The organism is Arthrobacter sp. (assembly GCF_031179985.1).
GTDB lineage: Bacteria > Actinomycetota > Actinomycetes > Actinomycetales > Micrococcaceae > Arthrobacter.
Map to the genome: position 1 here is coordinate 92504 of NZ_JAPSHJ010000002.1, position 22033 is coordinate 114536.

Genomic DNA, 22033 nt, shown 5'->3' on the forward strand with positions numbered 1-22033 from the left:
TGACAGCGGACACTGGTGCACTTCAACTCCGGAATCCATAGGATTGACCCGGAGGGAAAAGGCCCAGGCCTGACCCGGTACCAAATTCAAGCTGAGGAGCGGACATGGCAGCAACACGCAACGCACACACTGTATGGAATGGCGATCTGATGGAGGGTTCGGGTGCAACCACCCTGGACAGTTCCGGACTGGGCACTTTCGATGTGACCTGGAAGGCCCGCACCGAAGAAGCCGCGGGCAAGACCAGCCCCGAGGAACTGATTGCTGCAGCCCACTCGTCATGTTTCTCCATGGCCTTCAGCAACATGCTGGCCAAGGCGGGGCACACACCCGATGAGCTGTACACGACTGCTGCCGTGACGTTCGTTCCCGGTACCGGAATCACGGGAAGCCACCTCACCGTGAGCGCCAAGATTCCGGGCATTTCCGAAGAAGAGTTCCAGAAGATCGCCGAGGAAGCCAAGACGGGCTGCCCCGTTTCCGGCGCGTTGGCCAGTATCGATATCTCCCTGGAGGCGACGCTCGCCTCTTCCTGATCGCAAGGCATCACGAAGAATCCTGATCCGAGCGGCGCAACGGTGACGCATCGGGTCGGGACAGCTCAAAGGCCCCGTTGAACTGATAGTCAGGAAAGCCTGACACCAGCCCAACGGGGCCTTTAGCGTTGGCCGGCAGTCAGTCTGTGTGCTTCCGTGCAGGCAAGGGAGCAGGGACCACCCGACGGTAGCCTTCGCGGAGCGGGGGACGGTCCGTGGGGAGCTCCTGGATCATTTCTTTCAGTGCCCCGATCCCATATTCCAACTGGGGATCGCGTCCGGCCGCGTAGGCATGGGGCGGGAACGTTACCTCGATGTCAGGGGTGACACCGAAGTTCTCTATATCCCACCCGACTCCCCCGCTGAACCAGGTGGCATACCGGGGCTGCGTCACTCCGGTGCCGTCGGCGAGGGTAAAGCGGTTGTCGATGCCCACGACGCCGCCCCAGGTCCGGGTGCCGATAACCGGCCCTATTCCCCGCAGCTTCGAAACCTGGGTGATGATGTCGCCGTCGGAACCGGCAAATTCATCGGCGAGGATCACCACCGGCCCCCGCGGTGCATGGTGGGGGTAAGTGCGGGGTTTCTCTCCACGAGGCATGCTCCACCCCGTCACCTTTCGCCCGATGAGTTCAGCGACCAGTTGCGATGTGTGTCCGCCCCGGTTCCGGCGAACATCCACTATCAGCCCGTCAAGAGCGGTCTCAGTGTCCAGGTCCCGGTGCAACTGTGCCCATCCATTCGGCATCATGTCGGGAATATGAAGGTACCCAAAGGTAGCGTCTGATGCCTCCCTGACTGTCCGCCGGTTTGCTGCCACCCATTCCTGGTAGCGCAGCCGCTCCTCGTCCTTCACCGGAACAACAGCAATCCGCCGCTGGCTACCGGCGGCATCGCCGTGACCGGCGCCGTTGAGAAGGGTGAGTTCCACGGCTCGTCCGGCGGCGCCCACCAGCTGAATGGCCGGCGTGAGAGTTTCTGAAAGCTCCACACCGTCTATGGCCAGGATCACATCGCCGGCTTTGGCATCAGCTCCTGGACGTGTCAGTGGTGAGGTGGCCAGGGGATCCGAAGATTCACCGGCGAGGATCCGGGTTATTTCCCACCCCTGACCCGTGAAGGCGAGATCGGCGCCGAGTCGGCCCTGTCCGTTGCTGCCGTTTTCGGTGACAGCGGCCGGACGCACGTAGGCATGTGAGGTGCCAAGTTCACCGTGGAGTTCCCACAGGAGGTCCACAAGATCATCGTGTGACCCCAGACGATCCACAATGGGGCGATACCGGCTGTGCACGGAATCCCAGTCCTGGCCGGCCATGTCCTCAGCCCAGAAGAAGTCGCGCTGCAGGCGCCACGCTTCATCAAACGCCTGTGCCCAAATACTCACAGGATCCATCAGCACACGGACCCTGCCCAGATCCACGGAGACCAGCTTGCCCGAATCTTCATCCGCCTTGGCCCCTGAGGGCGCGACCTTGACAGCCTTCTCGTGGATGAATACCACCTGTTTCCGGTCCCCTGACAGAGTGTAGCGGTCCAACGAATCCACGATCGTGGCGTCCTTGCGGGTACTCAGGTCAAAACGCACCAGCCGAGGCGTCGGCTTCTTGTCTTCGAGCGTTGCCCTGCCATCCCCCGTCGCTCCGGCCAGCGGGCTGTCCATCCAAAGCAACGCACCCGCGGTTGCCGAGAGAGCGGAATAGTTGCCTTGCGGAACGGGGACGCTGATCACACGGTGGGCCAACCCTTCCGGGTCCACCCTGACCTCCGGAGAGTCCGCTCCCCCTGTCTTCTGATCGTCGCCGTCTGCATCCGCCGCTTCGCCGCCGTCCTGCAGATCCACCGTCGGCCCGAACGGCGAAGGTGTGTCAGCCGCAAGCGCCACAAGATAGGGCTTGATGGGACTGGGGAAGGACAGGTCGAACGAATGTCCATCGTAAACGGGGTCAAAACTGCGGTTGGAGAGGAATGCGAGGAATTTACCGTCAGGAGTGAACGACGGCGACTCGTCCCGGAAGCGCCCATCCGTGACGCTGATGGCTTCCATGCGATCAGTCGAAACGCGGGCAATCCTGATCCGGCTCCGGGATCCAAAGGACGTAACCGGCTCGGACCACCCCAGCCAGGAGGAGTCCGGCGACCAGCAGAGGCCTTCTATCGTGCCCTCGCCGATGCTGGTGACGAGTGTCAAAGAACCCGCCCGGGTGTCCGCAAGGTAGACGTCGCCAAAGGCGGTGCCCACAGCAAGCCACCGTCCGTCCGGGCTGGCCTCCAAGGCGCTGGCGCGTGTGGGCTTCGGGAAATCCATGCGCAAGGCCTGTGATGCAGGGACACTGGAAGCAGCCGATGGCCTGGCAAACCCGCCGGCAACATCAGCATCCTCAAAAGCGTCGTGCTGGCGCCCTTCAGTCTGGTGCCCGGCAGGCGGGTTTTCGTGGCCCGCCCCAACCTGGAGGCTCAGCCCCGCAGCGGACACGGGGCTGGGCAGCACGGTTCCCTTGCTTTGCCCGGAATTGGCCTTGGCGTCCTTAGTCCCTGCCGGGGCCGGGACGAGCAGTCCGGCGATGGCCTTAACGTAAAGGGCCTCAACCCCGCCATGATCAGCAACATAGGCAATCCGCCCATCCGCCAGCGGCCGCGGAAGCCGTCCACGCACTCCGGGTGTGGCTTCAATGACTCGCGAGGGGCCGTCTTTGTGCCGAAGCCAGTGGATGGTTCCATGGGCTTCAACTGCACTTGATGTTCCCGTATGGTCCGGGATCACGTCCCCGAGATGCTTCGCTGTCTTAAGGAGCGAGCTGCGGCGCGCCTGGGACGCCGAGCCCAGCGAGATGTCCAGCCTCACGGCCTCCGAGGCAAGGTCCGGCAGAACCCACAGCTCGCCTGCCGATTCAAAGATGATGCGCTTTCCGTCAGTAGCCGCGTGGCGGGCGTAGAAGTCCTCGTGGTCTGTGTGCCTGCGAAGGTCAGCCCCGTTGGGGAGCACTGAATACAGGTTCCCGTACCCTTCGTGGTCTGACAGGAACGCGATCCGTCCTTCCACCCACATGGGGTCAGTAAGGTTCCCGTCAATCTCCGGAAGAAGCCTTTCGAACTCGCCGTTTCCGTCATCATCGATCCACAGTTTGCCGGCCGTTCCGCCCCGGTAGCGTTTCCACCAGGCAGGCTCCCGCGACAATACGCTGGCCAGCACGACCGGCCGCTCGTCACCGATTTCCGGGCCAAAGGCCACGGACTCTACTGGCCCGAACGGAAGCTCCTCCGCCCAGCCGCCCTCCACGGGCACGCTGTAGGCGTGGGTATGGCGCCCTTCAGCCTGGCGGAAAGCGCTCGTGACGACGACGTCACCGGCTGCCGTAAATCCTTTGACGCGCGTAGTGGCGTGTCCGAAGTACGTCAATTGGCGGTAACCGCCGCCGTCGACATCGGACGTGACCACTTCCGGGTTGGTACCCTGCACCACTGTCCAGACCAACCGCTTGCCGTCCGGAGTGAACCGGGGATTGCGGGCGGGCAACTGAAGAGATGAGACCCGCCAGGCGCGGCCTCCTCCCAGAGGTGCAATCCAGACGTCGTCCTCGGCCACAAAGGTGATCAGGTCGCCGTGCAGATGCGGGAAACGTAAATAGCTCGAAGAGGTCATCAGTTGATCATAGTCAAAGTCCTGCGCTCAACTGTCATGGACTGACACGCATCCGGCCCACGTCTTCCCGTGGTGAGATTGCACATGCAGATAGTCATTTCAGGTGCTTCAGGGCTCATTGGAAACGCGCTCACCCGCAGCCTCCGCCGGAACGGTCACAATGTCAGGACGCTCGTTCGCAGGCCGCCCGCCTCGCCCTCGGAAACAGCATGGGATCCTTCGCAGGGTGTTCTCGACCCCACTGCCCTTGAGGGCGCAAACGCCATCATCAATCTCTCTGGCGCGGGAATCGGTGACAGGCTATGGACTCGTGCCAGGCTCAAGGAACTGTCCGCCTCACGGGTCCTGTCCACCCAAACCCTTGTCAAAGGAATGAAACAGCTGGGCTCACCCCCCTCAGTGTTCATCAGCCAGTCGGCTTCCGGCTACTACGGGGATGCCGGCGCGAGGGTCCTCAGCGAAGAATCACCAGCGGGAAGCGGAGTTTTGGCAGAGCTCTGCCTGGAATGGGAAGCGGCAGCCAACGAAGCCCCACACGGTGTCCGTGTGATAACACCGCGGACGGGAGTGGTGCTCAGCCCCGCTGGAGGAGCCCTGGGCAAGCTGCTTCCGCTCCTGCGGCTCGGACTGGGCGGCCCGTTGGGCAACGGCCGGCAGTATTGGCCGTGGGTAACCCTTCCCGACGTCGTGTCCGCCTTTTCGTTCCTTCTTCAGTCGCCGAACGCGGGACCCGTCAATCTGGGGGCACCGCACAGTGCCCAGCTCCACTCTCTTATTTCCCACCTGGGGTCCGCGCTGAACCGCCCGGCGCTTTTGAGGGTTCCAGCTCCCATCCTGCGCCTCGGCATGGGCAAGCTGGCGGATGAACTCCTGCTGGCAAGCCAGCGGCTCGATCCCGTGGTGCTCACGTCAGCCGGTTTCCAATGGCAACATCCATCGCTGACGGACGCAGCCAGGTGGATCGCAGGCCGTTAGGTGGGAGGCAGGATCTCTTGAATGCGCCATCTGCCGTCCACCAGAAGCAGGACCAGCCGGAGTTGTTCCTCACCGCCAGCCGCCCGATTGGCCACCAAAGCACCTGAAGCATCCAGTTCCTGATAGGCGGACGCGGACGCAGTAATGCTAAGAACTGCCCGATCCGTAGTGCTTTCGCGCTCAGTGTCTACCTTGGAGAGTGTGGTGGTGAAACCTGCCAGCCTGTGGCCGGACCTGGCCAGCACCGCAACAGTCCTGGCGTCAGCCTCCGCCGCATCGGAACCCATAACGTTGACTTCGTTCAGCAGGTCATGTCTGCCGGAGCTGAATGCTGTTGATCGCAGCCAGGCCAGCCCCCGTGCCGCCTGGTCGGGCGCGCCGGAATCAATCTGCTCACGGATCTCCTGAGGAATCTCTGCTGGGAGCTCTCCTGGGACGCCTGCGGAACTCTCTGCAGCGGGACTTGCCTCATCGGCGACTCCCCCGGCCCGCGGTGAAACCATCCCTGCTTCCGGCTGGGCGGCCAAGGCAGCCCCAAAAACTTCGGGCCGCCACCAGTTGATACCCGCACCTGTCGACAACAGCACCAGAGCAATGCAGGCAAAGGGAAGCAGTCGGGGACTCCTTCGCCTGCGGGCTGTGCGCAGCCCACGCCTTGTCTCGTGACTTGCACTGGCTGTTGCCGATGGGCCCGGCCCCAAATGATTTTCCGGACCGGCGTGAGAGGCCTGGCGCGCCGGATGCTTTGTGAACCGGCGCCGCCACTCCCTGTACCGGCGCCTCCATTCCCTGTACCCGATGAAACGGGCCAAAAAATGATCCTGGGGAGGCAGGCTACGACGCGTCAGCAGTTCCGGAATCACGGTGGGGTGGACGGAGGCGGCAAGATCGACTGGAGCCGCTTCCGCACTTCGATACACAGCGGTTGCGAACTCGCGTGCGGTAGGGCGCAGGCGTCGCTCATCATGAAGTGCGGCTTCAAGCGCCGCGGCCAGCTCCGGCGGTGCATCCTGCAGCAAAAGTGTCAGAGGGGGCCTGCGGGAAGTCTCCGGCGGCGGGTTTCCGGTCAGGCAGTACCAGCCGACAGCGGCAAGGGAATATACGTCCCGCTCCGGTTGAAGTCCGGCCCTGAGGGGGTGGTCCGGCGCAGGATCCTTGAAGCCCAAGGTGCCGTGTCCGGAAACAGCTACGGCATCCCCCACCATTTTGCCGACACCGAGGTCTGCCAGCAGAGGCTTACCCTGTGCGGAAAACAGGACATTCCCCGGTGAGACGTCCGAGTGCGTGAATCCCTGGCTGTGAAGGTATGCCAGAGCCTGGGCCATCGGTGTCAGGACGGTGACCGTTTCGCCAACAGTGAGCTTGCCCCGGATGGCCACCAGTTCAGCAAGGGAGCCACCAGCGGCAAAATCCATGACGAGACCCAAGCTGCCGTCACCAACCCCTCCCAGCCTGACGACGTCGTGCGCCCTGACAAGGTGGGGGTGGTCCAAGGCCGAGAGGATGCGTATCTCACGACGAATGGATTCTGCTGTGGAGACATCATCCGGAGCATCCTCCATGCATTTCAGGGCAAAGCTTCTGCCCGTCGATTTCTCGCTGACGAGCCAAACCGCAGCTGATCCGCCTTTGCCCAGTGGACGCCCCACCTCATAGCCGGACACGGAAGGCTTTGTGTCCGCGATGTCGGCGGCAAGGGCAGGGCCCGTAGTGAACGATTCCCCGCCAGTTTCCATGCTGATCTCCGGCCCGCGCCGCTGGAATTTATCCATAATCAAGGAATAGCCGATTCCGCAGAATCCCGCAGAAGTTATCCACAGCCCCTCTGTTGCGATGAGAGCTTAAGCACAGAACCGGGCACGATGGCGGACGGGGTCTAAGCTGTTAGGCATGACTCTTGAGTTTTCCCAGCTGGGTCTGGCCCCGGATTTCGTTGATTACACGCGTGCTTGGGAAATCCAGCGCGAACTCCACGACAACGTCCTCGCCGGCAAAGCACCCAGCACAGTCCTCCTCCTCGAGCACTCCCCCGTATATACAGCGGGAAAGCGTACTGAGGAACATGAACGCCCCTTCGACGGAACACCGGTGGTACCGGTAGACCGCGGGGGCAAGCTCACCTGGCACGGTCCGGGCCAGCTGGTAGGTTACCCCATCATCAAGCTGAAGAACCCTGCAGGTATCCGCGACTATGTGGAACGCCTTGAAGCAGTAATCATCGCCGTTCTGTCCGACTATGGCCTCAAAGTGGAACGCATCAAGGGACGGGCAGGTGTCTGGATCGACCAGGACGAGAAGGGGCCGGCCCGCAAAATCGCAGCGATCGGGATCCGCGTCAGCGACGGCGTCACAATGCACGGCTTTGCCATCAACTGCAACAACGACCTGGCGCCCTATGGCCAGATCATCGCCTGCGGTATCACTGACGCAGGCGTGACCACCATCTCCCAGGAAACCGGGAGAGACGTAGCTCCGGCCGATCTCGTTTCGCGGATCACGGAAGAACTGCGCAAGAATGAAGACGCCCTAGTTGCGATTCCCGAAGGAGCTCTACTGTGACACTGGCACCAGAAGGCCGGAAAATGCTGCGCATCGAGCAGCGCAACTCGGCCACACCGGTGGAGCGGAAACCGGAGTGGATCAAAGCGAAGGTCCAAATGGGACCGGAATTCGTTAACCTCAAGAACCTGGTGAAGAAGGAAGGCCTCCACACCGTCTGCGAAGAAGCAGGATGCCCCAACATTTTCGAATGCTGGGAAGACAAGGAAGCGACCTTCCTGATTGGCGGCTCCGAATGCACCCGCCGCTGCGATTTCTGCCAGATTGACACAGGGAAGCCGTCGCCGGTGGACATCTTCGAACCCACCAAGGTTGCGAGGTCGGTCCAATCGATGCAACTGCGCTACGCCACGGTTACGGGCGTCGCGCGCGACGACCTCGAAGATGAAGGCGTCTGGCTGTACGCGGAAACGGTCCGCAAGATTCATGAACTTAACCCGGGCACCGGCGTCGAACTGCTGATCCCGGACTTCTCCGGAAAGCCGGAGCACATTGAGGCGATCTGCGATTCCAAGCCTGAAGTGTTCGCCCACAACGTGGAAACCGTACCGAGGATTTTCAAGCGCATCCGGCCGGCGTTCCGTTACGACCGTTCGCTCGACGTCATCACGCAGGGCCGCAAGCTCGGCATGGTCACAAAGTCGAACCTTATCCTCGGAATGGGCGAGACACGGGAAGAGATTTCCGAAGCCCTCAAGGACCTGCACGACGCCGGCTGCGACCTCATCACCATCACGCAGTACCTGCGGCCAAGCGAACGCCACCTTCCGGTGGACCGCTGGGTCAAGCCGCAGGAGTTTGTCGACCTGCAGCAGGAAGCAGATGAGATCGGCTTTCTGGGAGTCATGAGCGGACCGCTGGTGCGATCGTCGTACCGCGCCGGCCGTCTCTGGGCAACCGCGATGCGTAAAAAGGGCTGGGAAATCCCGGCCGAGCTCGCCCATATCGAGAGCTCCGGCAGCACCCGTCAGGAAGCCAGCTCGCTCATCGCAGCCCGCTCCTAGAAGCGCACCCCGAACTATTGCGCAGTGGCTGAGGGCCGGATGCCGGGCTTCCCGGCGTCCGGCCCTCAGCCATCAATCACGTAGAATTGAGGCACTATGGCGAAATCCCCTGATTCCAGCAACACCACTCCGGCATCCTCTGATGAGCCGAAACGTGGCCTCTTTTCACGTAAGCCCAAGGCGGCGAAGGTCAAGAAGCCAAGCCGTCTGAAGCAGATCGGCGAGGTCTTCCAAATGACCCGGCGCCACGACCCCATGGTGCCGTGGCTGATGCTGCTGGTTTTCCTTGGCGTCGTCGCTGTCAGCTTCCTGGTCGGTTTCTGGCTGGAGAACTGGGTTACCGGACTCATCATCGGCATCCCTCTTGGTTTGCTGGGGGCAACGCTGATCCTGTCCCGCCGCGCTGAGCGGGCTGCGTTTGCACAGATTGAGAACCAGCCGGGAGCGTCGGGGGCCGCCTTGGGCACACTCAAGCGCGGATGGATCACAGAAGAGCAGCCGGTAGCTGTCAACCCGAGGACGCAGGATGCTGTCTTCCGGGCTATTGGGCGCCCGGGCGTGGTGTTGGTCAGCGAAGGACCCACCCATCGGGTGAAGCCGCTGATCGAGGCCGAGCGTAAGAAGCTCGCACGCATCCTCCCCAACGTTCCTGTCCACGTGATCCAGAGCGGCCGGGGCGAGGGTCAGGTCCCCCTCAGCGAAGTTGCCAAGAAAATGGGAAAGCTGAACAAGGAGCTCACCAAGATCGAGGTCAGCGCTGTATCGAAGCGGATTGCGTCGCTGGGAAACCGTCTCCCGATTCCGAAGGGCATCGATCCCTACAAAGCACGTCCTGACCGCAAAGCAGCACGCGGCCGCTAGCTGGATCCGCAACGCCCCGGGAACGGCCAACCGGCCATAACCGGGGCGTTTCCTTTTGCAGCGGCGGCACCTCTCGCGTGCCTCGTTAACACGCCACCCTTGAATCGGAGAACCCGCACATGAAACTTCCCTCTAAGCCAGCCGTAATCCGGATCTTCAAAATACTCGCGGTGGCTGAAGCCTTCAGCTGGGCTGCCCTGCTGATCGGAATGTTCCTCAAATGGGTACTGAGAATTACCGAGCTGGGAGTTGAGATCGCCGGACCAATCCACGGCGGCCTGTTCATCGGCTACGCCATCGCCGCACTGGTCCTCTGGCGCCTGCAGCGCTGGCCGTTTCCCGTGGCGCTCTTCGCGGGACTTTCCGCGGTTCTGCCATTTGCCACGCTGGTGTTTGAACGATGGGCTGACCGTCGCGGTTACCTCACGGCTTCAGAGGAGACTTCCGCGGCAGCGGACGAGCTCCAGGAAGCCGGAGTCTGACCGGCACGCCGACGGCGGACGCCGGCCCCCAATGGTGCGCGCCGAAAGGGCCGGCTCTACAGGCGGACGAGTACCGTATTCATCGCCTTGTCATGAAGGCCGCGCTGATCAGGGTCAAAAATTACTGCCGGAATAACCAGGCACAGCAGAAGGGCCCGGACCAGTGCCGGCAGGGGTCCCGCGGGCCCGCCGCTCAGCCTGGTGACGTGGATTCCGGCGATGCGGTGACCAATGCTGTAGCCCAGCGTGCCAACGAGCAGGATCTGCTGGGCGGCAAAAACGGCCAGGGTGGCCCAGGGATCACCCGCGAAGGCAAAGTTGCTGATGAGAAGGGCAATTCCCCAATCAATGCAAATGCCGAGAATGCGTCTTCCCGCCCGCGCAATGGAACCCGGGCCTGATTCGGGCAAACCGAGCCGTTCCCCCGGATACTTGGAGGTTCCCGAAGTATCGGGCCCACTGAGCCATGAACCTATGTCTTTGCGATCAACCACTGAACAAGACTATCGGTTTCCCAGGCGCCAGGCGCTCCGCCATCATCATCCTTAACACCGTGTGCGCTCACACTGTGGAACCAGGTAGACCACACTGTGGACGCCCATTACCGTTTACATAGCAGGCGCTTCTGTAACCTGCCGGAAACAAAGCGGACACAGCAGAGAAATCCCTTATCCCTAGGGTGTTAACAGTTGCTAGCGAGCTATGAACGGGGACGGCGATTCGCTTTCCCCGCTGTTGTATTGCGCTGGACAGTTTGGCTTTCCAGCCAGTTATTCCACATGCATAAGGAGCATAGATGTTCAAGACTGCGGACGAAGTCCTCACGTTCATCCAGGACGAAGATGTTAAATTCGTTGATATCCGCTTCACCGACCTCCCTGGCGTCCAGCAGCACTTCAATGTGCCCGCCAAGAGCGTTGACGCTGACTTCTTCGTCAATGGGCAGCTCTTCGACGGGTCCTCCATCCGCGGCTTCCAGGGCATCGCAGAGTCCGACATGCAGCTCATTCCCGATGTCACGACCGCTTTCCTGGACACGTTCCGCATGGAGAAGACCCTTGCCTTGAACTTCTCCATCGTGAACCCGCGGACCGGCGATCCGTACCACCGCGACCCGCGTGGCGTGGCTGAAAAGGCCGAGGCCTACCTCGCCTCAACCGGCATTGCAGACACCGCGTTCTTTGCTCCCGAAGCCGAGTTCTTCGTGTTCGACAACGTCCAGTACCAGTCCACGCCCCAGGGCAGCTTCTACAAGATTGACTCCGAAGAGGCTCACTGGAACACCGGCCGTGAAGAAGAAGGCGGGAACCTGGGCAACAAAACCCCGGTCAAGGGCGGCTACTTCCCGGTTTCCCCGACGGACAAGCAGTCTGACCTCCGCGACGCCATGTGTATTGCACTTGATGAAGCAGGCCTTGAAGTCGAACGCAGCCACCACGAGGTCGGCTCGGCCGGTCAGGCTGAGATCAACTACAAGTTCACCACTCTGACTCACGCGGCAGATGACCTCCAGAAGTTCAAGTACGTCGTCAAAAACACCGCGGACGCCTGGGGCAAGTCGGTAACCTTCATGCCCAAGCCCGTCTTCGCTGACAACGGTTCAGGCATGCACTGCCACCAGTCCCTCTGGAACGATGGCGACCCGCTGTTCTACGACGAGAAGGGCTACGCCGGACTCTCGGACACCGCCCGCTGGTACATCGGTGGCCTGCTGAAGCACGCTTCTGCTGTCCTGGCCTTCACCAACCCGACGGTGAACTCCTACCGCCGCCTGGTGAAGGGCTTCGAAGCTCCTGTCAACATGGTGTACTCGCAGGGCAACCGCTCCGCTGGTATCCGTATTCCCATCACGGGCACCAACCCGAAGGCCAAGCGCATTGAGTTCCGCGCTCCGGACCCCTCGTCCAACCCCTACCTCGCATTCGCTGCCCAGCTGATGGCCGGTATCGATGGCATCCGCAACCGCATCGAACCGCCTGCTCCCATCGACAAGGACCTCTACGAGCTCCCGGCCGAGGAAGCCAAGGACATCCCGAAGGCTCCCGGCACGCTTGAAGAAGCACTGACCGCACTGGCGGAGGACAACGAGTTCCTGCAGGCCGGCGGCGTCTTCACCCAGGACCTGATTGACACCTGGATCGAATACAAGTACGAGAACGAAATCCGCCCGCTGTCGCTGCGCCCGAACCCCTACGAGTTCGAGCTCTACTACGGCGTATAGCAGCATTACAGGACTGAACATGGTTCAGTCCGCAGAGAGTCCGCACGCGCTTCCGGCAACGGCAGCACGTGCGGACTTTCTTTTGTCTGAACCTCTTGGCCCTGGCTCTGTGCGCTTTACGCCGATCGGGGGAAATCGTCGATAGCAAGCTCAGCGAGCTTCGCATAGATCGCCTGCATATATCCTTCGCTCTCTGCATGGACAAGAATCGACACCACCCGCGGCCCAATCCAAAGCTCCACCAGCAGATCTCCGTTGCTTCGCGTTACGAAAACATCTTCAGCCACCCAGGCCACACCGCCCTTGATGCCAAACAGCGCTGTGGCACCCCTGTCCTTTTGAGCTCCACTCATGGGCCGAAGGTAAATCACATCGCATAGCTGAAACACCAGTAACCTGTACGCGTGTTTATCCAGGCTCAATCCCACCGCTACTCAGGTGATGAAGAGAATGAAATCACCACACGCGGCCCGGTCAACATTCAGCGGTCGAACGCTCTGTACATGGTCCGCTGAGGGCCCGCTGAGCCGCCCGGATAAGGGCCTTGATCCAAGAATCCGGCTTTTCTGTAGGCGGCCTGCCCGGTGGGGTTGCCCTCATTCACTGAAAGTACGACGCCGGTCTCACCGCCGCCCAGCCTCGCAGACAAGCGCTCCGCTTCCCGGAAGGCCGCCCGGGCCGCGAGCGTGCCCAAGCCCCTTCCCTGGTCCTCCCTGCGGATGAGGAAGCCACGAAGCAGCCAGGCGCTCTGGTCGTCTGCCCAACCAGCCAGCCGTGCCGCTCCCAGCTGAAGGGTCAGAACTCCCACGGCCCGGCCCTCCGATTCCACAATGTAGGGAAACCGCGATTCTTCTGCCAACCCCGTCAGCATCATCCGCAACGGGTCTCCGACGAAGTCTGACTGACCCGGCGCCAATTCCAATTGGGCGGCTTCGCCGAGCTGAATGGCGCGCCCGTCTGCGTCGAGGCTCTTCAGGGGGATAAGCCAGACGAAAGCGTGCATGCCTATCAGGTTACCGAACGGGCGGCCTGTACCGTCCGTCGTCGTCCGCGCCGGGAGCTATTCCGCCGCAGAGTCTGCGGGCGGACCAGCGGGGTCCATCCACATGACTTCCCAGAGATGGCCATCCGGGTCCTGGAAGCTGTGGTTGTACATGAAGCCGTAGTCCTGGACCTCCTGGGATGGACTTCCACCGGCCGCAAGGGCCTTCCGTACGGTTTCGTCCACGGCTTCACGGCTGTCGACCGAGAAGGCCATGATGGCTTCAGTGGTACCCGTACTGTCCGCGATGCTCTTGGACGTGAACGTCTTGAAGAAGCCCTCCACCAGGAGCATGACGAAGGCGTTGTCGTTGATGATCATGCAGGTGGCATTCTCATCGGTGAAATCCGGGTTGAAGGAGAATCCGAGCGCCCCAAAGAACTCGACGCTCCGATTCAGGTCCTTGACGGGAAGATTCAGATAAATTTGCGTTGCCATCCGCTCAAACTAGCACCATGAATTGTGCGTGTCAGCCCTTTCGCAGCCATTGGCGGGCGCCTGGGATACCCTGCGAAACCACTCGCCTACTGCCCGTAGAATATCCTCTCAAAGACTCCACGGGCGAGCCTGCTGACGCGCAGGTAGTCTTCTTCCAGGGCAGCGGCATTGCCTGGCTGGTAGCCGCACCAACGCGCCACTGCTTCAAGGTCGCGCCGGGACGAGGGCAGAAGGTCTGAGGCCCTGCCGTTCCAGATCACGTTTGCAGACCTGATCCTGCTCGCGAGACGCCATGCCTTCATCAGCAGTTCGGCGTCATTCTTTCCAATGAGCTCGAGGGACGCGGCGGCCTCCAGCGCTTTGATGGTGGACGTGGTCCGGAGCCCGGGATGATGGGCGGCATGCTGCAGCTGCAGCAGTTGAACAAGCCATTCCACATCGCTCAACCCGCCGCGGCCCAGTTTGAGGTGCCTGGCAGGGTCCGCTCCCCTGGGCAGCCGCTCGGATTCAACACGGGCCTTCACTCTCCGGATTTCGCGGATGTCCTGCTCCAAGAGCGATTCCGGATAGCGAATGGGGTTGATGAGGCTTACGAAATCGGCGGCCAGTTCGTCGTCTCCTGCGATTGGCCGCGCCCGCAACAGCGCCTGGGCCTCCCAGATCAGGGACCAGCGGCGGTAATACTCCGCGTAGGAGTCCAGGGACCTGACCATCGCCCCGCTCTTACCCTCCGGGCGAAGATCGGCGTCGACCTGCAGGACCCTCTCAGCCATAATCGCCGGCTTCAGCGGCTGAGTCAGGAGGCTGGAGATGTGGCCCACGATCTGGGCAGCCTGCAGCTGGGCTTCCTTTTCCGGAACGCCGGGCAAGCCCCGATGAACATACATGACGTCGGCATCGGAGCCATACCCGATCTCACGTCCGCCCTGGCGGCCCATGGCCACCACGAGGACTCTCGTCTTCAGCGGACCTTCGGAGGAGACAATGCCTTCCGCAACCCGGAGCGCCCCGACAATAGCCGCCCGGTCTGTCTCAGCCAGCGCAACACTCACCTGGTCCTGGTCCAGGAGCCCGGCGCTGTCAGCGATTGCCGTGCGCAGGATTTCCCGTCGGCGGATCAGCCGGATCAGGCGCATGGCACTCTCCGGATCCGCATGCCTGGACATCTTGGAGGTGATCTCCAGCCACTGTGCATCGAATCCAAGCGGTGTGAGGTCCTTTTCCGAGCCCAGCCAGGCCACGGATTCCGGCGAGACCTCCAGCAGGTCCGCGATCAGCCTGGAGTTGGACAGTACATGGCAGAGCCTTTCGGCCGCGGCGGTGGAGTCACGCAGCATGCCCAGATACCAATGAGTGGTACCGAGGCTCTCGCTGATACGACGGAAACCGAGCAGGCCGGCGTCGGGATCAACGCCTTCGGCGAGCCATCCCAGGAGGATGGGCAGCAGATGGCGCTGGAGCGCCGCGCGGCGGCTGACCCCGGCAGTCAGGGCCTCGATGTGCCGCATGGCACCCTGGGGATCGAGATAACCCAGGGCTGCAAGCCGCGCCTGCGCCGCCTCCGGTGACAGGCGGGCATCTTCGCTGCTGAGCTTGGCGGCTGTGTTAAGCAGGGGCCGGTAGAAGATGCGGTCGTGGAGTTCGCGCACTGACCGCTTGGTTTTCTGCCAGGCGGCCAGCAGCGTGTCGGGGTGCGGACGTTCCCGGGAAAAGGGACCCAGCATGGCCTTGGCCAGAGCCCTCAGCATTTCTTCCCGCACGGGCATCAGGTGGGTGCGGCGCAATTGGAACAGTTGGATGCGGTGCTCAAGGACCCGCAGGTACCGGTAGGCGTGGTCAAACCCTGCAGCGTCAGACCGGCCAATGTAACCGCCGGCGGACAAAGCCGCGATGGCCGACGTCGTATCCCGGTGCCGGAGCGTCTCATCAGACTTGCCGTGCACAAGTTGCAGTAGCTGTACGGTGAATTCGACGTCGCGCAGGCCGCCCCGTCCGAGCTTGATTTGCCGTTGTTCCTCTGCCGGCGGGATATGCTCCGTGACCCGCCGACGCATGGCCTGGACAGACTCGACAAAACCGTCGCGTCCGGCAGAAGCCCAGATGAGCGGTGCCACAGCCGCCTCATATTTCGCACCGAGCTCGGTGTCCCCGGCGATGGTCCGTGCCTTCAGGAGCGCCTGGAACTCCCAGCTCTGCGCCCAGCGTGCGTAGTAGCTCTCGTGGGAGGCCAGAGTCCGCACGAGGGGACCCGATTTCCCCTCGGGCCGGAGGTTGGCGTCGACCTCCCATAATCCGGGCTCGCGTCCCACCGAGGAAATGGCCCGTGATATTCCTGTGGCGAGGGCAGTGCCTATGGTGTTCGATCGGGCGTCGTCCAAGGATCCGCCCTCGATGACGTAAATGACATCGACGTCGGAAATGTAGTTGAGTTCCCGCGCCCCGCACTTCCCCATCCCAATCACCGCAAGGCCGACGTTTGCGACGTCAGACGAGCCATACTGTTCCGCCGCTTCCGCCCGGGAGACGGCGAGGGCGGCTTCGATAGCGGCGCCGGCAAGGTCGGCCAGTTCCCCTCCGGCAGCCGGCATGAAATCAAGCGGATCCGCTGCGCAGAGATCCTTGATGGCGAGATCCACCACTCCCCTGCGGTAGGCAGTGCGAAGCGCCTCATACGCCTCCGGCCCGGCTAAAACCGCTACCGGCCGGGCGGACCTGGAGTCCGCCTGCACGGAACGCAGCAGACGCTCACGGAGTTCGCCGGCATCAGCGGCTGCCGGTTCAGGGCTGACCCTCACGTTGAAGGCGTCCAGATGCTCAGGATGACGGATCAGGAATTCCCCGAGCGCCTCCGAGGCACCAAGGACCCGGTAGAGGGCTTCACTGGTGTCCGGATCTGCGGACGCAAGGGTTTTGAGCTCCGGATGCTTCTCAAGGAGCCGGACCAGGGATTGAAGCGCAGTATCCGGGCTGGCGGACAGGTGGAATCCCGCAAACAGGATGTCCGGGTGAATGCCTTCCAACTCCGGCATGGCCAGGAAGCGCTCGGCCTTTTCCAGATCGCTGAAGCCGGTGGAAATCAGCCGACGGGCAAGGCTCATCGCGACGCCCTACAGAATACCGAGATTGCGCTGCAGCTCGTAGGGGGTCACCTGGAGACGGTAATCCTGCCACTCGGCGCGCTTGTTCCGGAGGAAGTACTCAAAAACCTGTTCGCCAAGGATCTGCGGCATCAGCTCGGAGTCTTCCATGCTTCGGATCGCGTCGTGGAGGCTTGCGGGCAGGGGATCGTGTCCCATAGCGCGGCGTTCTGCAGAACTCAGCGACCAGATGTCGTCCTCCGCCGCTGCCGGCAGTTCATACCCTTCTTCGATACCCTTCAGTCCAGCCCCAAGCAGCACGGCGTAGGCAAGGTAGGGGTTGGCGGCGGAGTCTATCCCGCGGTACTCGATCCGCGCGGACTGGCCCTTTCCGGGTTTGTACAAGGGAACCCGCACCAGGGCCGAACGGTTGTTGTGGCCCCAGCTGAGGTAGCTGGGCGCTTCTCCCCCGCCCCAGAGCCGCTTGTAGGAGTTGACGAACTGGTTGGTGATCGCAGTGAATTCCGGCGCGTGCTTGAGGATGCCCGCGATGAACTGCCGGGCCGTTTTGGACAGCTGGAATTCTGCACCGGCTTCATAAAAGGCATTGGTATCGCCCTCAAACAGCGAAAAGTGCGTGTGCATGCCGGAACCCGGATGATCGGTGAACGGCTTGGGCATGAACGTTGCGTAGGTACCCTGCTGCAGGGCTACTTCCTTGATGACGGTCCGGAAGGTCATGATGTTGTCCGCGGTCTGCAGGGCATCGGCATACCGGAGGTCGATTTCGTTCTGGCCCGGACCTGCTTCGTGGTGGCTGAACTCGACCGAAATCCCCACCGATTCCAGCATGGTCACCGCGGTGCGCCTGAAGTCCTGCGCCACACCGCCTGGGACGTGGTCAAAGTAGCCGCCCTCATCCACTGGCACGGGGGCACCGTCGGGGCCAGGCTCCTGGGACTTGAGGAGATAGAACTCGATCTCGGGATGGGTGTAGCAGGTAAAGCCCATGTCCGCTGCCTTGGCGAGCGTGCGTTTGAGGACGTTACGCGGATCGGCGGCGGAAGGTTCGCCGTCCGGCGTCAGGACATCACAGAACATTCTTGACGTCTGCTCGGTCTCGCCACGCCACGGCAGGATCTGGAACGTTGAAGGATCCGGCTGGGCCAGCATGTCTGATTCGAAAACACGGGCGAGGCCTTCAATTGCTGATCCGTCAAAACCCAGGCCTTCCTCGAAGGCCCCCTCAACCTCAGCCGGAGCCAGAGCCACAGATTTAAGCGAACCCACGACGTCGGTGAACCAGAGGCGCACGAATCGAACGTCACGCTCTTCGATCGTCCGCAGGACAAACTCTTGCTGGCGGTCCATAATGGCCTCTTCTCCGGTTCAACGTGCGTGCCCCGGGTGTCTCGGAAGCCGGCGGCAGTCTCACGATTCACTTTACTAAGCATTCCGGCGTGATGCGGGAGCCAGTGCCCCGCGTAACACAGCGTTAACACGGAGAGCCTTTATAAGTCACCGATCCGGGGTGTAAGTCGGTATTCCGGGCCTTGCTGACCGCACTCAGCGCGCCAGGTGTGACTCTTTTCACGTGCCCGGCGGCTACGGGCCAGTAGCTAGGACGCTTGGTATCGCATTACGCTCTAGCCATGGCCACAAGCAACAGCTCCGATTCCAGCATGCCCGCAGACGTACCTGCCCCTTACGGCAACGGGCCTGTCCCTGCTGCCGGGACATCTGCGGAGACGGCCCCCAAGCGGCTTCCAAAGGTCCGGACCCATCATCTGCAGCAGGCCAAGAACGAAGGCCGGCACTTTGCGATGCTCACTGCCTACGAGCAGTACGCGGCCGAGATTTTTGATGAAGCCGGCATCGAAGTGCTCCTGGTAGGTGACTCCGCGTCAAATAACGTTTTTGGAAACGAAACCAGCCTTCCCGTGACCGTGGATGAGCTCCTCTCGCTATGCCGTGCTGTTACGCGCTCCGCAAAGCGTGCCCTTGTGGTGGCTGACCTTCCGTTCGGCAGCTACGAAGTTTCTCCCCAGCAGGCTGTAGCCACCGGCGTGCGCTTCCTCAAGGAAGGGCTTGCCCATGGCGTAAAGATTGAGGGCGGGAAGTTCTACGCTGAAACGGTGCGGGCCATGGTCCAGGCCGGAATTCCGGTCATGGCGCACATTGGCTTTACGCCCCAAAGCGAGCATGCGCTGGGTGGGTACCGCGTTCAGGGGCGTGGCGATGACGCAAAGCGCCTCCTCGAGGATGCAACTGCCTTGGCCGAGGCCGGCGCCTTCTGTGTACTCATGGAAATGGTGCCAGCCGACACCGCCGCCGCGGTGGACGCTGCCGTGGACGTACCGACCATCGGCATCGGCGCCGGCAATGCCACCACCGGCCAGGTCCTTGTGTGGCAGGACATGGCCGGGCTGCGGGGCGGCCGGATGGCCAAGTTCGTCAAGCAGTACGCAGACCTCCGCACTACCTTGAGCGATGCAGCCCGTGCATACGGTGACGACGTCCGCTCCGGCCAGTTCCCCGGGCCGGAACACAGCTTTTAGCCGGGGTGTTCAGTCCTCTTCGTCCTTCTCCCACGCTTGGTTGCGGGCCCGTACTTTCTCCAGCGCGTGTTCGGCCTCTTCGCGCGTCTTGTACGGGCCAATCAGCTGGCTCCAGTCAGACATCGCGTCTTCTTCCACCTCGTGGGTGTTGACGTTGTACCAGTACTCGGTCATGGTTCCTTCCCGCATCCGCTCCACGTGGCTCCGATGCTTCGTGAGCCCCGTAACTTTGATCGGCTGGGGCTTCCATTGCCTGTTCGGTTCCGTTTCCGGTTCTGTTACATTGCCGATTCCGTTACTTGGCCCACGACGGCGCCTTATATGATCAATCTATGCCTTCCCTAGCCTCGACTGCACCCATCGGCACCCTTATACCGGGAACCGTGAGTCCCCAGCTGCCGGTTCCCGCGTCGATCCCCCGGCCCGAGTACGTGGGGAAGCCCGGGCCTGCAAAATTCACGGGTTCTGAGATCAAATCCGCTGAAACCATCGAGAAGATCCGCGTCGCCAGCCGCATTGCTGCGCGGGCTATCGTCGAGGTGGGCAAGCATATCCGGCCGGGTGTCACCACGGACGAGCTGGACAGAGTGGGCCACGAGTTCCTTGTGGATCATCATGCCTACCCCTCAACACTGGGCTACCGCGGTTTTCCCAAATCCCTGTGCTCCTCGCTTAATGAAGTCATCTGCCACGGCATCCCGGACAGCACCCTCGTACAGGACGGGGACATCCTTAATATCGATATCACCGCCTACCTCGACGGCGTCCACGGCGATACCAACTACACCTTCCTGGTGGGGGATGTCGACGAGGAATCACGACTTCTGGTGGAACGAACGCAGGAATCGCTGAACCGCGCCATCAAAGCTGTCGCCCCAGGCCGTGAAATCAATGTCATCGGCCGGGCCATCCAGTCCTATGCAAAGCGGTTCGGCTATGGTGTCGTTCGGGATTTCACCGGCCATGGCGTGGGCGAAGCCTTTCATACGGGCCTCATCATTCCGCATTACGATGCTGCTCCTGCCTACAACACGGTGATCGAGACCGGCATGGTGTTCACCATTGAGCCCATGCTTACTCTGGGAACTGTGGAGTGGGACATGTGGGAGGACGACTGGACAGTAGTGACCCGCGACCGCAAACGGACCGCACAGTTTGAACACACACTCCTGGTGACTGAGACCGGCGCGGAAATCCTGACACTACCCTGATACCAAGTACCATCTCAGCCGCCGAGCTGATCCCCTAGCCCGCAACCTGCCACGAACGGAAGCCCATTGGCCAAGAAGGACGCTAAAACCGTGAAAAATGCCCCGCTGATCGGAATCGATATTGGGGGCACCGGAATTAAGGGCGGCGTCGTCGACCTGAAGAAAGGCAAACTCCTGGGCGAGCGGGTCCGTATCCCCACACCCCAACCTGCCACACCGGCCGCGGTTGCCGAAGTCGTGGCCCAGGTGGTCCAGGAACTAGCCACCCAGGCGCATGCCCCGGATGCGGACTCCCCCGTGGGTGTCACCTTTCCCGGCATCATCCAGCACGGCATGGTGCTGTCGGCGGCCAACGTCGATAAGTCCTGGCTCAATACCGATATCGACGGCATGCTGACTGCGCGCCTGGGACGGCCCGTGGAAGTGATCAACGATGCTGACGCGGCCGGCCTTGCCGAAGCCCGCTTTGGAGCCGGTGAAAACGTCAAGGGCACGGTCCTGGTCATCACCCTGGGTACTGGAATCGGTTCAGCATTCATTTTCGACGGGAAACTGGTCCCCAATGCCGAACTGGGGCACCTGGAGATTGATGGCTTTGACGCTGAAACGAAAGCCTCCGCTGTCGCACGCGAAAGGGACGGACTGAGCTGGGAGGAGTACAGCGTGCTGCTGCAGCGCTACTTCTCCCACGTCGAATTCCTCTTTTCCCCGGAACTCTTTATAGTCGGCGGCGGAATCTCCAAGCGATCAGATGAATACCTGCCAAGGCTGAAACTGCGCACCCCGATCGTTCCAGCGGTGCTGAAGAACGATGCCGGGATTGTTGGCGCAGCGGTCGAAATCGCCCTGAAGCACAAGCTCGTCAAGTAGGAGCCGGCGGCGGCCGCGGCTTCCCCTCCGCGGCCACCACCGGAGTCTAAAGCTGGCTGGTCTCCGTGCTCTTTCCTTGGGCGCCTTTCGCTTCCACTTCCGCTTCATGGCGGAGCAGCGAAATGGCTGACTCGAAGTCCTCCAGTGATTCAAACGCCTGGTACACGCTTGCGAACCGCAGGTAGGCCACCTTGTCCAGCTTCTGAAGGGGGCTGAGGATCGCAAGACCAACTTCGTGCGCGTCGATTTCGGCTGCGCCGGATGCGCGGATGGTCTCCTCGACTTCCTGCGCCAACATGGCAAGGTCATCCTCGGTGACAGGACGGCCCTGGCAGGCTTTGCGAACGCCGTTGATGACTTTGCTCCGGCTAAAGGGTTCACCGACGCCGGAGCGCTTGATCACGGACAGGCTTGTTGTCTCTACTGTCGTGAAGCGGCGTCCGCATTCAGGGCATTGGCGACGGCGGCGGATGGCAGAACCGTCGTCGGCCATCCGGCTATCAACCACGCGGGAATCAGGGTTACGGCAAAACGGACAATACACGTTTGGTTCTCCCCT

The 22033-nt window shown here is 61.9% G+C and carries 20 protein-coding genes; 10 read left to right on the forward strand and 10 right to left on the reverse strand.

Annotated features, from left to right (window positions below; genetic code table 11):
* The first annotated feature begins 104 nt into the window (after positions 1-104).
* On the forward strand, positions 105-536 hold the full coding sequence (locus RIN13_RS01590; RefSeq protein ID WP_309105578.1) for an OsmC family protein: 432 nt from the start codon (positions 105-107) through the stop codon (positions 534-536).
* Between the two features lie 139 nt (positions 537-675).
* Here RIN13_RS01590 and RIN13_RS01595 read toward each other — a convergent pair whose 3' ends face one another.
* Positions 676-4176, reverse strand: a complete 3501-nt coding sequence (locus tag RIN13_RS01595) for a S41 family peptidase (protein WP_309105579.1) — start codon at positions 4174-4176, stop codon at positions 676-678.
* Positions 4177-4260: 84 nt separating this feature from the next.
* On the opposite strand from RIN13_RS01595, the gene RIN13_RS01600 reads away from it, so the two are divergent.
* Positions 4261-5151, forward strand: a complete 891-nt coding sequence (locus RIN13_RS01600; RefSeq protein ID WP_309105580.1) for a TIGR01777 family oxidoreductase — start codon at positions 4261-4263, stop codon at positions 5149-5151.
* On the opposite strand, the gene RIN13_RS01605 is transcribed toward RIN13_RS01600, so the two are convergent.
* Positions 5148-6923, reverse strand: coding sequence for a serine/threonine-protein kinase (locus tag RIN13_RS01605; RefSeq protein WP_309105581.1), 1776 nt, complete (start codon positions 6921-6923; stop codon positions 5148-5150). The two genes, RIN13_RS01600 and RIN13_RS01605, sit on opposite strands and share 4 nt — an antisense overlap.
* 118 nt (positions 6924-7041) lie before the next feature.
* Here RIN13_RS01605 and lipB point away from each other — a divergent pair, with 118 nt between their 5' ends.
* The 4 genes from lipB (at position 7042) to RIN13_RS01625 (ending at position 10057) form a co-directional block, all read left to right on the forward strand.
* Positions 7042-7710 carry a lipoyl(octanoyl) transferase LipB gene (gene lipB, locus RIN13_RS01610; protein ID WP_309105582.1) on the forward strand — a complete coding sequence of 223 codons (669 nt, stop codon included), beginning with the start codon at positions 7042-7044 and terminating at the stop codon, positions 7708-7710.
* Positions 7707-8714, forward strand: a complete 1008-nt coding sequence (gene lipA, locus RIN13_RS01615; protein ID WP_309105583.1) for a lipoyl synthase — start codon at positions 7707-7709, stop codon at positions 8712-8714. The genes lipB and lipA overlap by 4 nt, the downstream gene beginning before the upstream one ends.
* A gap of 96 nt (positions 8715-8810) precedes the next feature.
* The gene (locus RIN13_RS01620) at positions 8811-9575 is read left to right on the forward strand and encodes a DUF4191 domain-containing protein (protein ID WP_309105584.1); all 765 of its coding nucleotides are present in this window, start codon (positions 8811-8813) and stop codon (positions 9573-9575) included.
* A gap of 119 nt (positions 9576-9694) precedes the next feature.
* Positions 9695-10057 carry a DUF3817 domain-containing protein gene (locus RIN13_RS01625; protein WP_309105585.1) on the forward strand — a complete coding sequence of 121 codons (363 nt, stop codon included), beginning with the start codon at positions 9695-9697 and terminating at the stop codon, positions 10055-10057.
* A 56-nt stretch (positions 10058-10113) separates the two neighbouring features.
* On the opposite strand, the gene RIN13_RS01630 is transcribed toward RIN13_RS01625, so the two are convergent.
* Positions 10114-10551 (reverse strand): RDD family protein, encoded by a 438-nt coding sequence (locus RIN13_RS01630; protein WP_309105586.1) that lies wholly within the window; start codon positions 10549-10551, stop codon positions 10114-10116.
* A gap of 302 nt (positions 10552-10853) precedes the next feature.
* Between RIN13_RS01630 and glnA (RIN13_RS01635) the strand changes: the two genes are divergently transcribed.
* On the forward strand, positions 10854-12278 hold the full coding sequence (glnA, locus tag RIN13_RS01635) for a type I glutamate--ammonia ligase (protein ID WP_309105587.1): 1425 nt from the start codon (positions 10854-10856) through the stop codon (positions 12276-12278).
* A gap of 116 nt (positions 12279-12394) precedes the next feature.
* On the opposite strand, the gene RIN13_RS01640 is transcribed toward glnA (RIN13_RS01635), so the two are convergent.
* The 5 genes from RIN13_RS01640 to glnA (RIN13_RS01660) form a co-directional block, all read right to left on the reverse strand.
* Positions 12395-12631, reverse strand: a complete 237-nt coding sequence (locus tag RIN13_RS01640) for a hypothetical protein (RefSeq protein ID WP_309105588.1) — start codon at positions 12629-12631, stop codon at positions 12395-12397.
* Between the two features lie 128 nt (positions 12632-12759).
* On the reverse strand, positions 12760-13281 hold the full coding sequence (locus RIN13_RS01645; RefSeq protein WP_309105589.1) for a GNAT family N-acetyltransferase: 522 nt from the start codon (positions 13279-13281) through the stop codon (positions 12760-12762).
* 57 nt (positions 13282-13338) lie between these two features.
* Positions 13339-13758 (reverse strand): VOC family protein, encoded by a 420-nt coding sequence (locus tag RIN13_RS01650; RefSeq protein WP_309105590.1) that lies wholly within the window; start codon positions 13756-13758, stop codon positions 13339-13341.
* Between the two features lie 86 nt (positions 13759-13844).
* Complete coding sequence (locus RIN13_RS01655) at positions 13845-16856, reverse strand: bifunctional [glutamine synthetase] adenylyltransferase/[glutamine synthetase]-adenylyl-L-tyrosine phosphorylase (protein ID WP_309105591.1); 3012 nt, start codon at positions 16854-16856, stop codon at positions 13845-13847.
* Positions 16857-16865: 9 nt separating this feature from the next.
* Positions 16866-18206, reverse strand: a complete 1341-nt coding sequence (gene glnA / locus RIN13_RS01660; protein WP_247045066.1) for a type I glutamate--ammonia ligase — start codon at positions 18204-18206, stop codon at positions 16866-16868.
* 281 nt (positions 18207-18487) lie between these two features.
* Between glnA (RIN13_RS01660) and panB the strand changes: the two genes are divergently transcribed.
* On the forward strand, positions 18488-19393 hold the full coding sequence (gene panB, locus RIN13_RS01665; RefSeq protein WP_309105592.1) for a 3-methyl-2-oxobutanoate hydroxymethyltransferase: 906 nt from the start codon (positions 18488-18490) through the stop codon (positions 19391-19393).
* A 9-nt stretch (positions 19394-19402) separates the two neighbouring features.
* Here panB and RIN13_RS01670 read toward each other — a convergent pair whose 3' ends face one another.
* Positions 19403-19567, reverse strand: coding sequence for an SPOR domain-containing protein (locus RIN13_RS01670; RefSeq protein ID WP_309105593.1), 165 nt, complete (start codon positions 19565-19567; stop codon positions 19403-19405).
* A 158-nt stretch (positions 19568-19725) separates the two neighbouring features.
* Between RIN13_RS01670 and map the strand changes: the two genes are divergently transcribed.
* Together map and ppgK are read left to right on the forward strand one after the other, a co-directional pair.
* Positions 19726-20604, forward strand: a complete 879-nt coding sequence (gene map, locus RIN13_RS01675) for a type I methionyl aminopeptidase (RefSeq protein ID WP_309105594.1) — start codon at positions 19726-19728, stop codon at positions 20602-20604.
* A gap of 66 nt (positions 20605-20670) precedes the next feature.
* Entirely contained in the window at positions 20671-21474 is an 804-nt protein-coding gene (gene ppgK / locus RIN13_RS01680; protein WP_309105595.1) for a polyphosphate--glucose phosphotransferase, read from the forward strand.
* A gap of 46 nt (positions 21475-21520) precedes the next feature.
* Here ppgK and nrdR read toward each other — a convergent pair whose 3' ends face one another.
* Positions 21521-22018, reverse strand: a complete 498-nt coding sequence (gene nrdR, locus RIN13_RS01685; protein WP_309105596.1) for a transcriptional regulator NrdR — start codon at positions 22016-22018, stop codon at positions 21521-21523.
* Positions 22019-22033: the final 15 nt, after the last annotated feature.